The sequence below is a fragment of the Anaerobacillus sp. genome (assembly GCF_046314235.1).
GTDB lineage: Bacteria > Bacillota > Bacilli > Bacillales > Anaerobacillaceae > Anaerobacillus.
The window spans coordinates 221,470-234,713 of sequence record NZ_JBKBWN010000004.1 but is presented as its reverse complement, the minus strand read 5'-3'; the positions used below and the strand labels follow the sequence as shown (position 1 = coordinate 234,713).

General features: G+C 36.5%; 12 protein-coding genes. 5 read left to right on the top strand and 7 right to left on the bottom strand.

The features are described from left to right. Positions 1-154: 154 nt before the first annotated feature. Complete coding sequence (gene pulA, locus ACK4M9_RS07185; protein ID WP_409848925.1) at positions 155-2,275, bottom strand: type I pullulanase; 2,121 nt, start codon at positions 2,273-2,275, stop codon at positions 155-157. A gap of 205 nt (positions 2,276-2,480) precedes the next feature. Here pulA and ACK4M9_RS07180 point away from each other — a divergent pair, with 205 nt between their 5' ends. Continuing rightward, entirely contained in the window at positions 2,481-2,693 is a 213-nt protein-coding gene (locus ACK4M9_RS07180) for a PLDc N-terminal domain-containing protein (protein WP_409848924.1), read from the top strand. A gap of 111 nt (positions 2,694-2,804) precedes the next feature. On the opposite strand, the gene ACK4M9_RS07175 is transcribed toward ACK4M9_RS07180, so the two are convergent. The 4 genes from ACK4M9_RS07175 to thpR all read right to left on the bottom strand — a co-directional run bounded on the left by ACK4M9_RS07175 (position 2,805) and on the right by thpR (position 5,552). Further along, entirely contained in the window at positions 2,805-3,746 is a 942-nt protein-coding gene (locus ACK4M9_RS07175) for a nuclease-related domain-containing protein (protein ID WP_409848923.1), read from the bottom strand. A gap of 166 nt (positions 3,747-3,912) precedes the next feature. After that, positions 3,913-4,602 (bottom strand): LrgB family protein, encoded by a 690-nt coding sequence (locus tag ACK4M9_RS07170; protein WP_409848922.1) that lies wholly within the window; start codon positions 4,600-4,602, stop codon positions 3,913-3,915. After that, positions 4,599-4,964, bottom strand: a complete 366-nt coding sequence (locus ACK4M9_RS07165; RefSeq protein ID WP_409848921.1) for a CidA/LrgA family protein — start codon at positions 4,962-4,964, stop codon at positions 4,599-4,601. Before ACK4M9_RS07165 ends, ACK4M9_RS07170 begins: the two co-directional genes overlap by 4 nt. A gap of 27 nt (positions 4,965-4,991) precedes the next feature. After that, positions 4,992-5,552, bottom strand: a complete 561-nt coding sequence (thpR, locus tag ACK4M9_RS07160) for an RNA 2',3'-cyclic phosphodiesterase (protein ID WP_409848920.1) — start codon at positions 5,550-5,552, stop codon at positions 4,992-4,994. A gap of 243 nt (positions 5,553-5,795) precedes the next feature. Here thpR and cysK point away from each other — a divergent pair, with 243 nt between their 5' ends. The 4 genes from cysK (at position 5,796) to ACK4M9_RS07140 (ending at position 10,294) form a co-directional block, all read left to right on the top strand. Then, entirely contained in the window at positions 5,796-6,725 is a 930-nt protein-coding gene (gene cysK, locus ACK4M9_RS07155; RefSeq protein WP_409848919.1) for a cysteine synthase A, read from the top strand. 242 nt (positions 6,726-6,967) lie between these two features. Next, on the top strand, positions 6,968-7,918 hold the full coding sequence (locus ACK4M9_RS07150; RefSeq protein ID WP_409848918.1) for an AAA family ATPase: 951 nt from the start codon (positions 6,968-6,970) through the stop codon (positions 7,916-7,918). Next, positions 7,918-9,126: a DUF58 domain-containing protein gene (locus tag ACK4M9_RS07145; RefSeq protein WP_409848917.1), complete on the top strand. Its 1,209-nt coding sequence runs from the start codon at positions 7,918-7,920 to the stop codon at positions 9,124-9,126. The genes ACK4M9_RS07150 and ACK4M9_RS07145 overlap by 1 nt, the downstream gene beginning before the upstream one ends. Continuing rightward, positions 9,107-10,294, top strand: coding sequence for a hypothetical protein (locus ACK4M9_RS07140; RefSeq protein WP_409848916.1), 1,188 nt, complete (start codon positions 9,107-9,109; stop codon positions 10,292-10,294). Before ACK4M9_RS07145 ends, ACK4M9_RS07140 begins: the two co-directional genes overlap by 20 nt. 22 nt (positions 10,295-10,316) lie before the next feature. Here the strand turns inward: ACK4M9_RS07140 and ACK4M9_RS07135 are convergent, their stop codons facing one another. Both ACK4M9_RS07135 and ACK4M9_RS07130 read right to left on the bottom strand, forming a co-directional pair. Continuing rightward, the gene (locus ACK4M9_RS07135) at positions 10,317-11,795 is read right to left on the bottom strand and encodes a methyl-accepting chemotaxis protein (protein WP_409848915.1); all 1,479 of its coding nucleotides are present in this window, start codon (positions 11,793-11,795) and stop codon (positions 10,317-10,319) included. Between the two features lie 264 nt (positions 11,796-12,059). Then, positions 12,060-13,229 carry an MFS transporter gene (locus ACK4M9_RS07130; protein ID WP_409848914.1) on the bottom strand — a complete coding sequence of 390 codons (1,170 nt, stop codon included), beginning with the start codon at positions 13,227-13,229 and terminating at the stop codon, positions 12,060-12,062. Between the last annotated feature and the right edge of the window lie 15 nt (positions 13,230-13,244).

Genomic DNA, 13,244 nt, shown 5'->3' with positions numbered 1-13,244 from the left:
ATATAAAAAAAAGAGTGACTCATAATGTCTGCTCTCAAGTTTAACGATATATAGTAGCTGGAGGATATCCTCATTCCATATATTGCACTTGAACGCCTGACTTTTGTTTTGAGTCACCCTATCGGTATTTCAACATTTAAATAGATCATTACGATCATTTCGAACGAAACAGAACGGTTGTACTAATTGGTGGGAGTTCTATCTTCCCTCCTGAAAAAGTTCGCAGTGGCGATAGAGAAGCTTGAGCATTTTCTACTAAGACTATCCAATCACCGTTGGCTGGCAAAATGAGTGGTTTGCTTTCATTTGCTCCGTTATAAGCGACTACAAACATTCCATCTTGTTTTTTTAAAATATACGCTAAACAATGATCAGGAGTGTCGAGAATATGCATCCTTTTTTTCACTTCTTCTCGTGTCATAAAGCGAAATACATCATGTTTTTTTCTTAATGCAATAAGCCCTTTTACATACTCTACATTATCAATATGGAGCGCCTTTCGTTCCCAGTCTAGTTTGTTTATTTCATCTGGAGAACAGTAACTATTTTCGTGGCCACTTTTCGTTCTGAAAAATTCTTGCCCCGCATGCAAAAAAGGGATCCCTTGACTTAAAATTGTCATTGCTGTTGCTAGACGATGCATCGCTGCTCGGCTTGGTTCTGATTGATGCGCATTAGCAATCGCTAACTTATCCCATAACGTATGATTATCATGACATTCTACATAATTGACTGATTTATATGGATCACTAAAAATACCGGGAACTAAATAAAAATCTTTGACACTACCACTTACGAGCATTTTACAATCTGCTTTTAAATCGGCATTGCCGTTACTAAACCCTTTTAAATCTTGATTAAATATATTTCCTTTTACTTTATCACGAAATTGATCGTTGAATTGACTTATATCTGATAATTGATCGGAATTATGAATGGTCGCTTTTCGCTCTCTTGCTAATGGCGTTCCTAAATCCCACCCTTCACCAAGTACGATTATAGATGGATCTATTTCAGACAACTTTTGACGAACTCCTTGCATTGTATTAATGTCAAGAATACCCATTAAATCGAATCTGAACCCATCAACTTGATACTCTTCGGCTAAGTAGGTAACTGAATCGACGATTAACTTCCTAACCATCTTTCGTTCAGATGCAATATCATTACCTACTCCTGTTCCATTCGCTAAACTACCATCCAAATTGTAGCGGAAGTAATATCCAGGAACTAATTTCTCTAGACTTGACTCTTGATGAACATACATATGGTTATAAACAACATCAAAAATGACTCGCAATCCATTTTCGTGATATGTTTGAATGAATTCTTTGAGTTCTTTAATTCTTTCTTTTGGGTTACTTGGATCTAGTGAATAGCTGCCCTCAATTGCATTAAAATGAATGGTGTCATATCCCCAATTATATTTCTCAAATTGGCTTGTTTCGTCAACACTTCCAAAGTCTTGAATTGGTAATAATTGAATATGTGTAACTCCAAGGTCAACTAAATAATCTAAGCCCGTAAGTGTACCACTAGGCCCTTCCGTACCTTTCTCGATCATGCCCATATATTTACCTTTATTGGTTATTCCACTGTGACCGCAACTAGAAAAATCTCGAATATGAACTTCGTAAATAATCGCATCCGTCACTTGCTTAAAAACTGGCCGTTTCGTTTCACGAAAATGATCTGGCTCTGTATCATCAAGATTGACAACAACACCTTTTTTACCATTTACTGTTACCGCCTTTGCGTAAGGGTCAACAGCTTCTCTCCAAGTACAATCGACTCGTACTCTGTACATATATACAGTTCCGTCTAAATCTCCCTCTACCGTTTGTTGCCAAACTCCACTATCCATTCTTTTTAGAGAAATTTTTTGTTCACCATTTTCGCCATAAAAAATGAGCTCGGCTTCAGTTGCAGTAGGTGCCCACAGTTTAAATGTCGATGCCTCTTTCTGATAAGAAACACCTAGCTCTCCTTCATAATAAAAACGATCATCAAAGGAAGGATTCCGCATAACCTGACCTATGTTCACATTGTAAGACAGATTATGATTTGCGAGAAGCTCGTATTCTAGACCAAATTCAATTGGTTCTGTTAAATTAATCTCATAGCGCAACCTGTCATGTTGTTTATGCCAGGCTCCTAAAGCGATTTCCTCTTGTGTTAGTAAGTTTATAAGCTTGAATTCGGAGAGTTCTTCATCTACTTCTGAAAATGGAATCGTAATTAATGTAAAATCATCAATGTATGCATATTTAGTCATAAAAATCTCTCCCCCTCTATGTTTGTTTTTTATTAATTAGTCATATGCCTCATCTATTATATGAAAAAAGGCTGAACTTGTTGTTTAATCATATACGACAAACAGATTATCCTATTCAGTTCTTTCCTTATTTCTGGTAAAATATAATTAAAGTAGATTAATAATTTACGTAAAACAATCACACTAAAATTGAGGAGACATTCAGATGGAAATAGGTTTTGGATTTGGGCTGATTTTTATCTTCATGCTATTCGGACTTGGCCTCTTTATTTTAAACATTGTAACAAGTATTTGGGCGTATCGAGATGCACTTCGAAATGGAAATAGTAAAGAATACGCTATAGTTATTCTAATCGCGACTCTGTTCTTCCCTGTGCTAGGATTAATAGTTTATTTAATCATAAGAAATGATCGGTAAAAAAGAGGATCCTTAAAGTATTTTAAGTGATCCTCTTTTTTATAGATAAATTGTTAAAGTATCCTCTTACCAACAATTGTATGTTTTTGCTCGGGGTCAAAAAACCTTTAACTACTCTTTCTCAAGTATGTCTAGTTCTTCTTCGCCTTCAAAGTCAGGCCTGATCTCAGTCAACGTTTGACATACATCTAGTAAGTTCTGCGAGAACTTGAGTTGCACCGATTTAATGGGTGATGAAGTATTCTTCATTTTCTCATTCCACTCATCTATATTACGCTGGTCAAGGAAAACAGCGCCACTCCACTGTGGATCAACGTCAATATAACCTTTTTTAGTCATCACTGCTTTACGTACAGTCATGTCCAAATCTGTGTCAGCTAAAATACGTTTCATCATCGTACTCATCCTATTTAAAGATAACAGTGGATTAACAATCTTTTTTTCTTTTCCTAATACTTCTTCGACCCAGTACCTTTCTGAAAAGCTTTGAAAAATAGCATTATCCTCAGCATTTAAATTGACGATGCACCAAATATCTGTAGGGCCAATTAATAGAATATCAAATTGAACTGTCGCCTTAGGATAGGTTACTATAGGGTAATATAGGACAAAAAAGTTGTCCGGAAATGATTGTAATAGCCATTTTAACGTTTCATCATAAAAAAATTGTTTTTTCAGTTTTGATGTTTCTCGTAAAGTGGAACTTGCCCAGTTAAGTTGGAATTCGAAAAGATCCCGCAAAAAAATTGCCTTCACCTCTGGCAATGTCATGTACTTAAATTGAAAAGTAGGCTCCTCACGATTTTCAAGTGAAGATTGATTTTGCTCACCTTTGTACCATTTTTTTAATTTACCGAGGGCTCCTTTTATAGACTTCTGCTGTTCCTCAGTAAATTCGTCAACAATAGGAGTTTTAATTGAATAAGAAGCTTCCCACTCCCGCTTTAGGCTATCCCAACGGTCCCGCTTCAATCGCGAAAACTGGCCAGGGTAACGGTACATATCATATTGGTATCGAGATACACAGTCTTCTAATTTTATTAAATGAGCCACAAATACTCCTCCAGGTAGTGTAGAGTGTAGAGTTTTATGATTAGAAGTTTCCTAAAAGCTCTTTTACACCTAAACAAAAAAATTATACTGAAATTTTATCATAATTGCGCTCAAATTGGCAGTACCTATAGTAGTAGATAAAATGACTGCAGAAGTTTAAATCTAGCTAAAAAAGCACATAAAAAATCATAGGTCCTAATAAAGAAACAATTAAGGCACTCAAAGTCATTGATACCGTGCTTATTGCACCTTCCAATTCTCCATATTCTATCGCCTTAGACGTTCCAATCGCGTGTGCAGCACTTCCTAGCCCTACCCCTCTCCCAATTACGCCATTTATGTTAAATAGCTTTAATAGAAGCGGTCCAAAGACAACCCCTCCAATTCCAGCTACCATAACAAAAACAGCTGCAAGAGCAGGAATTCCTCCCAACATAGACGCTACCTCCATAGCCACAGGTGTTGTTACAGACTTAGGCATAATCGAATAGATAATTACATCTTCAATCCCTAGGATTTTTGATAATTGGAAACCACTGATGATCCCAAGCAAAGCTCCAAAAGTTACAGCAATGCTTAATGGGATAAAGTACGTTTTTAACAATCTTCTTTGCTTGTAAAGTGGAAATGCAAGGGCAACAACTGCTGGGCCTAATAGCTGTTCAATCCACTTTCCACCAACCATGTAGGTGTCATAAGGAATACCACTGACTGTTAGTAGCGTGATGATTAGTAACGTTCCTATCAATAATGGTAATGTAAAAGGAAACGGATAGTGAATGTATAGTTTTTTTGAGATAATATAGCACGCAAATGTTGCTAGTATCGCCATTAACGCTGTTACAATAGTTATCATTGTTGTCTCTCCTTTTTCTCTACCATCTTCTGCCCAATATATGCTGAACTTACCATGACAATTAATGTGCTTACTACCACAACGACAATCAATAGCATTCCTTTTCCTTGAAAAAATGATAAATGATTAAGGATCCCAACGGTGATTGGTAAAAATATAAAAGGCATATGACTAAGTAAAAGCTCTGAGCCTTTCTCAAACCATTTAGTAGGAAATACTCCTGTTAATAACACGATAAAAAAGAGGACCATACCGATCATACTGCCAGGGACTTTTAGCTGAAGAAATGTTTGGAGCCATGTTCCGGTTAGGAAAAAGCCATATAAAACGGCTATTTGTATGATAATTTGAAAAAACTTCATGTTTATCACCTGGCTTTTCGTTTACTATTACAAAAACTGGAACGTAGCAACAACCTCATATTTTGGAATTCGCTTTAAGTGTGTTTGATAAATAACAAATGATGAAACAGTCCAGCTTTCATTTTTTAGATATTTTTGAAACGACTCTTGTAGATGTTCCTCAACGTAAGTACCTTCACCTATATATTTTCTTGCCAACGTAATATGCGGGCTATATGCTCTTTTCTCTAGTTCAATCCCTACATCAATGCAAGTTTGATATACTTCATTTTGGAGCTGAAATAATTTATTCTCTTGTTTAACACTGGCCCAAAAAATTCGTGGTGACTGCTTTTGTCCGAAATGACCTAGAGTGTCGATCGTTAATGAAAATGGGTCAAGGTTCCTAGTGATTTTTAGTAACTTATCTTTAAGAGCATCAAGGACCGGAAGTTCTAACCCACCGAGAAAAGCTAACGTTATATGCAGATCATCTTCATGTACAAATCGTTGAAATGGTGGAAGTTCCTTTGTGTTCCATTCTGAAAGCTTTTGTTTTACTACTTTATCAATAGGGATAGCAATAAAATAATGTGTTTGGGTTGTCATTCTTTCACCTTGCCTTATTTATATTTGTTATGATACAACGTAACCTGTTATAATACAATGGTTTTTTAAAATTTTTAGTTTCAAAGTTATCCTTTACCTAGTTATTTTGTACCCGAGCAGATAAATCATACTCAACTAAGATAATTCCAATTTAAATGATAGGAATTATCACTATAATTATGATAAAATGTTATGTAAATAATAGTAGTAAATCCGACTCTTTAAAAAAGGAAGTGTAGGTAAATGCGCGTAGTTAACAATATTGCTGATTTAATAGGCAATACCCCATTAGTAAAGTTAAATCATCTTCCGAGTAAAACAGGAGCTGATGTTTACTTAAAATTAGAATTTATGAACCCTAGTGGCAGTGTAAAGGATCGGGCTGCTTATCAAATGATTTTACAAGCAGAACGCGATGGCTTAATAAAAAAAGGAGCTACCATTATTGAGCCCACTAGCGGAAATACTGGAATTGGGCTTGCCATGACTGCAGCTGCCCGAGGCTATAAGGCTATTTTAACAATGCCTGATACGATGTCCAAAGAACGAATTAACATTTTAAAAGCATACGGTGCAGAAGTTGTATTAACTCCTGGTGATGAAAAAATGCCTGGAGCAATTCAAAAAGCCCATGAGCTTGTCAATGAAGTGCCAAACAGCTTTATGCCTATGCAATTTGAAAATGATGCAAATCCCGAAGCACATCGCCTAACAACCGCCTTAGAAATAAAAGACGCATTAGATAGTATCGGCAAGCAACTTAACGCCTTTGTTGCAGCATCTGGTACTGGCGGGACCATTACAGGTACTGGAGAAAAATTAAAAGAACTTTACCCAGGGGTTAGTATTCATGTCGTAGAACCAGCTGGTTCTCCTGTTTTATCAGGTGGAAAGCCTGGCCCACATAAACTCGTCGGAACTAGCCCTGGCTTCATTCCACCAATCTTAAATGAGGACGTCTATGGTGAAATCTTTAAAATTGAAGATAATGATGCATACAACGTAACGAGACGACTTGCTCGTGAAGAAGGAATTCTAGTAGGCCCTTCATCAGGTGCAGCTTGCTTCGCTGCTCTCGAAGTAGCAAAACGCCTTTCACCAAGTGATGTAGTCGTTGCCATCGCTTGCGACACCGGCGAACGCTACTTATCAACAGACTTGTTTGATTTATAAGGTGCCACTATAAGGTGCCTGGCACCCTTCGTGGACAATTCTTGTAAAATGTCCGCCTGGAATGCACACTGCATGATCCCGCTGAGATACTCAGTGGGATTTTTATCATGAGGCAATCTGTGCTAACAAGTGGCAGCATATATATAAATTGAAACTGTTAAAATATTCGACTTTATCAGAAAACCATGAAATAATAGTATAGGAGAAAAATTTAATAATACTAGATAAGGGGTAACTATACTATGAATAGACAAGCAAAAATCACAAAAATAAAATCGTCAATCGCTACAGTATTAGTAGGAAAAGAAGAGATGACTGAACTAGTTGTTATTTCTATTCTTGCTCGTGGACATATTCTCCTTGAAGATGTGCCAGGAACGGGAAAAACAATGTTGGCGAAATCGATCGCTAAATGTCTTGATGCAAAGTTTCGTCGCGTACAATTTACACCTGATGTATTACCGAGTGACGTTACCGGAATTCAATTCTTTAATCCAAAAGAACAGGCATTTGAGCTAAGACCAGGCCCTGTGATGACGAACATTTTGTTAGCAGATGAAATTAACCGAGCGACACCGCGAACTCAATCTAGTTTACTAGAAGTTATGGAAGAACGTCAGGTTACGATTGATGGTGAGACATTAGCACTACCAAAGCCATTTATCGTCATTGCTACGCAAAATCCTATTGATTCACAACAAGGAACTTTTTCATTACCTGAAGCGCAAATGGATCGTTTTTTACTTTTAATTAAAGTTGGTTATCCGACATTAGCAGAAGAAAGACAAATGCTCTCGATGTACCGCGAGTCAGAGCCGATTGATACACTTGAAGTTGTGCTTACTTTAGAAGAAATTGAAGAAATGCAAAATGAATTAAAGAAGGTCACTATATCAGAAGATATTGAAACATATATGCTGAAAATTGTTGCCGCAACGAGACAATCAGAATTTGTAGAGGTTGGTGTTAGTCCACGGGGAACGCTTGGCTTAATGAGGGCCATCCAAGCACGTGCCTATATTCACGGTAGAGATTACTGTCTTCCTGAGGATGTAAAAGTGATGGCACCTTATGTCCTTGCCCATCGTCTAGTCCTTTCTATTGAAGGCTCAATGCGAAAAACAAAAGAAGATGTTCTTCTCGAAATTTTAAAAAGTATTGAAGTGCCGGTCGAAGCTGGAGCTGTCCGTTAATGCGTTGGAACCAAGAACATAGTATTCCAAGAAAAATTTATGGGACATTGTTTTGGTCAGTTCCAATTCTACTGTTTATCGCACTTGTGATGAAATCACCGCTGATTTTTGGTTTAGCAACTGTTTTTGCCTTGTTTATTCTTTTAAACCATTATTATTTAAAGTACGTCTCAGAAAAGACAGATGTCTTTGATGAAATTGAAGTTGTCCGTTTATTCCCTAACGATATAAGAAACATTACTATACCACTTGAAAACAAAGGAAAGCTGCCAATATTAAATGCGCAAGTATCATTTACTTTCTATGATTACGATGGCGCAATCGAAGTGATCGGTAACGGAGACGCACAACAAGAATCGTATACATTTCCGTTTTCGCTATTGCCTTTAACACAAAAGAAGCGAAATGTAGAAGTGAGAGCATTAAAACGTGGAGTTGCGCAAATAAGGGCGATCGAATATACCGTTTATGACTTATTGAAGCTGAGTTCTTTACGACTTCACTATCTTGATTATTTCCGTCGCGAAATGATCGTTTATCCAACACCAACGCCAATCAAAGGGCTTGATCAAGTTGTTCAGCAAAAGCAAGGCGACATTCCTAGGCAGAGATCCCCCCATGAGGATGTGATGATGACGATGGGCACTAGAGATTATGTTGCTGGTGATCCATTTAATCGAGTTCATTGGAAAGCATCCGCAAGAAGTAACTCATTGCAAACAAAACTATATGAAAAAACAACAATCTTAAATTGGACAATTGTCGTAAATATTTATAATAAAGATCGTTCTAAATTAACAGTAGAAAACCTTGAGGAAGTTTTATCTCATGTTGCCTTTCTATGTCAGTTTGCTACAAAGCATCACATTTCCTTTGAACTTTATATAAACACTAGAGTGCCAAAGTTGATTTTTATTCACTTACCTCCTGCTAATGGGAAAGATCATTTAATGAAAGCATTGGAGCTACTAGCAAGAGTAAGTAAATATACGATTACAACCCATCCAATTGAAGTGTTAAAAATGGTCAAGAAGCGAATTGGACCGACCCCATTTATTTTTCATTTGGGCGGTTATAGTCAAACTGAAGAAAATTATTACCTAGAATGGAAAAGAGCCGGTGCAACCATTTACCGCGTAAAATCAAATGGTTATGTCGGACAGGTAGCCACAATTGGAGGTGGAAAAAATGAAACCTTGGCAAATTAAGCTGACACGTTTTTTCCACCTAAGCTTAGAAATGGTACTCCTATTTTTGATTATGATCCCGCTCTATTTTATGGAGGGAAAAGAGCTACCTATCATTGCTTTTAGCGTGCTAGTTGTGACGGCAATGATTTTTTATGATCCGTTTATCCGAAAATTTAAGAACGAAAAAATAGGTCTTCTATTAATTCCAATTATGTCTTTACTAGGCATTTCAGTTGGGTTTCACTTCTTTTTGTCACTTATTATAGTGACGACCGTCTTTTGGCGGGTATTATTTCATAATAAAGATAATGATCCTAATGAAATGGGACTGTTTATTGCTACTTTCGTGATAGGTGTAGTCTTTTATCTCCACTTTTTCTATATTGGAGCAAATGACATCTTTTTGCTAATTATCTTTTTGCAATTCTTTTTAGTTCTTAGCTTAAAGACCATTAAGCTAGCCTTTCAATCGACAAAATCTAGCACCGATAAATGGACACAAATGAAATGGCAACTAGGTAGTTTCGCTGCTTTAGGTGGTATTACTATTGTAGCAATCTTCTCTTACGAAATAATCTACAGCGTTGTTACTTTTATTTTAAAACAGATTTTCTATCTTATTTGGTTATTAGGCGTTCCTTTCATTTATTTGGCTTCGCTCTTTAATTTTGATCTTAGACGAAGAGGACCAGCAGAGGAAGGCGGGTTTTATGAAAATCCTGGCGAGCCAAATTTAATTGAAGAAGCTACAACGTCAAATCTTGATATGATCATTTGGATTGTCGGAGCTGTCCTCTTAGTTGTTGTCCTATTCTTTATTTTTAAAAGATCAGGATCATTTATACTTCGCGAATACATGAATACGAATGACCAAGAACAACTATCTTCAATTACGCATGTTAAAACGAAAAAAGGTTGGTTTCGCAGCAATCGTCCAAAAAATGAAATACGTCGTTTAATTCACGACTTTGAAAAATTTACGGCAAAACTTGGACAAGGACGAAATTACAATGAAACGATTGAAGATTGGTTTACGAGAATAAATGCTAGTGAAGAGCTCAAAAATAGTATCGCCAAAACATACCGTAGAGTACGGTATGGTGAAAAAGAGATTACAAAAGAGGAGAAAGCTCAATTTATTCGTGCACTTAAAGAACTAAAAAAAGCAATCAAAAAGGGTACCTAACCCCCTTTTTGATTGCTTTTATTTATTTATCTGTTAATAAATGATTTAACTGTTCCGAAAGCTGTTTCATTTCGTTTACTTTGTCAGCCATATAAGCAATTTTTGAATTTTGTTCTTCAATACTTGCCAACACCTCTTCAACTGAAGCGTTCAACTCTTCAGAAACGCTTGAAACTGAATTCACTTCCTCAACTACGACATTAGAGGATTTACTCAATGTTTTTACCTTAGCATCAATTTCATTGGAGCGAACTTGTAATTCACTAACAAGATTTTCGATTGAGTTAAATGTCATTCCGGTTTCTGTTGTTAATTGTTTACCAAGTCTAAACGAATTTTCACTATCTCCAACTCTATTTGCTGCTGTTCTTGCTTTCTTTTGAATCATTGTTAGTATAGTGCTGATCTCGTCAGTTGACCGAATTGAATGTTCTGCTAGTTTTCTTACTTCTTGGGCAACAACAGCGAATCCCTTGCCACTCTCCCCAGCTCGAGCTGCTTCAATCGCAGCATTCAATGCTAATAAATTTGTTTGGTCCGCAATCTCTGAGATCGTCTTTAAAATGTCCCCTACTTTAGATGTTGATTGATTTAATTCACTCATCTCTTTTGCTGTTAATTGGAGAGTATCATCCACTTCATGAATCGTTTCGTCTAGTAGCTTCACTTTTGCTGATCCTTCTAACACAAGGCTACTAGCACTTGTTGCATTCTCCTTCATCGTTCTAGCGCCACCGGAGATCACATTTACTTCTTGATCGATCGAAAAAATTGATTCATTCATTTCTGTTGCGCTATGCGCTTGACTCTCTACTCCACCAGCAATTTCATTAAATGTCGTCATCAGTTCAGCTGAGAAGTTACTCGTTGATTGAGAATGACTATTTAACTGTTCTGTTAGCTCGTCAAGCTTATCCACTGTATAGCGAACTTGATTAATCATTGCTTCCATACTCTCTTTTGATTTTAGAGCTTCAGAGGCAGCATCTTCTGAGTCCTTTTGCATATTTTTCCCGATGATACTTTGTGCGACTAAGAAACTAGTCATTAACAAAAAGAGTAGATTGAAGGATACTAAATAAACTGAGCTATATCCAACAATTGTTTGCTCACCAAAAGACAATAAAAAGTAATTTGTAATAACTAACCCCGCAAATCCTGAGACAAGGACGTAAAGATAATTATGATATAAAGACATGATAATAATGCTGTAATAAACAAGCAAGTATGTAGAAATCGCTGGTCTATTTCCGAGCATAAAGATAGTCATCAAAGCTAAACTAATAATTAATATATATGGAATCCAATTTGTCTTTTTGTTTAATTTATACAGAATAAACACAACTAAAATTGATGCCAAACCAAATGCCGTACCGATTATATTTGTCATCAACGGTAAGCCTCCAGCAAATAAGATAATTGCTGCTAGAACTACTGAAAGAATATATAACCTAATTAGTAACAGATTTCTTGCTTGAAAAGTGTAATTCTTTAATGCCATTACAATGATCCTCCTGAAAAAAATATTTAAGATTTAAAATGACTATTACTATCATACACTAACATTTTTAGACAATGTTAGACATTTTTTGAAAATCTCTAAAAAATATTAAAAAAAGCATTAAATAGAAAAAGCTGTCCCATAAATTTCAGCACCCTCAACGTGCTACAATAAATAGAAATGTATGGTTTGTACATAATCTAATTATTGTAGACGAGGTCACTGATACTTGGGACAGCCTTCTCCTTTTGTTCAAATAGCAAATTATGATAATGCCTCCACTTTCTCTTCTCCACTTAACATATTTACGACTAATGTAATTGCTCCTAATGTTGTTAATCCGCCAAAAAATAGATAAACAGTAAAAATGTCAAAGCGGTCTAACAGGAGACCAGCTACAAATGTGCAAAAAGATGTACCAATTCCACCACCTACCGACGAATAGATAGCAACTGCTGTTACCTTAACGTCTTGTGGCGCGATTTTTCTCACATATTGTAGAGCTGCAGGAATAAATAATCCGATCGATATTCCTTGAGCAATCGTTGTCATATAAATCAAGATAGGCGAGGGTTCGAAAGCATAAAAAAACCACCGTAATGCCGATACAACTGTTGCAATGAATAGGATTTGTATTAATCCGGCACGTTGTATCCAATAGCCGACCCATTTCATGAACGGGATTTCACTACCTGCTGCAAGTAAAAATGCAATTCCAACCCCTGTTAACGTTCCACCTGCATCTTGAATAAGTAAACCAAAATAAAAGTTATTCGCAAAAATTGGACCGAACACGAAAAATGTCGTCAACATAAAAAGAACAAATTTTTTGTTATAAAAGAGCTGCGCGATCCCCCTACGTAATTGAACTTTAGGTAATCTACCTTCCTTTGGCATTTTTCTTGTGAAGTAGGCACACACCCAAAGGGAAACGGCAAAAACATAAAAGATAATCGTGAGACCAAACATATCGGAAAGACTTCCTACTAATAAGACAGAAATAGCAAACCCAGCTGCTCCCCAAAGTCGAATATCACCGTAGTTTCTCCCTTTTTCCTGAACATAATTGAGCGTAATACTATCCGAAATCGGGACAATTGAACCTTGGAAAACGGCTACTAATGCGGCGATAAACACAAAGGTCATGTAGTTTGAAAAAGGAAGATACAACAAAGCTATACCACCTGTGATAACCATTGTCATTGATAGTATTTCTCTCGGTTTTTGTGTATAGTCGCTCACCATTCCCCATAACGGTTGCGCAAAAATCATGATGATTGGACCTATTGAGATGATCACACCAATTTCTGCTCCCGATAATCCTTCAATCTCTCGTAAATAAACACTTAATAGCGGAAACAGTCCGCCAAAACCAAAAAAGATTAAAAAATAGACTGATTTTAAATAGACGGTGACAAACCGCTCCTGTTCCATTGACCTCACCCCATA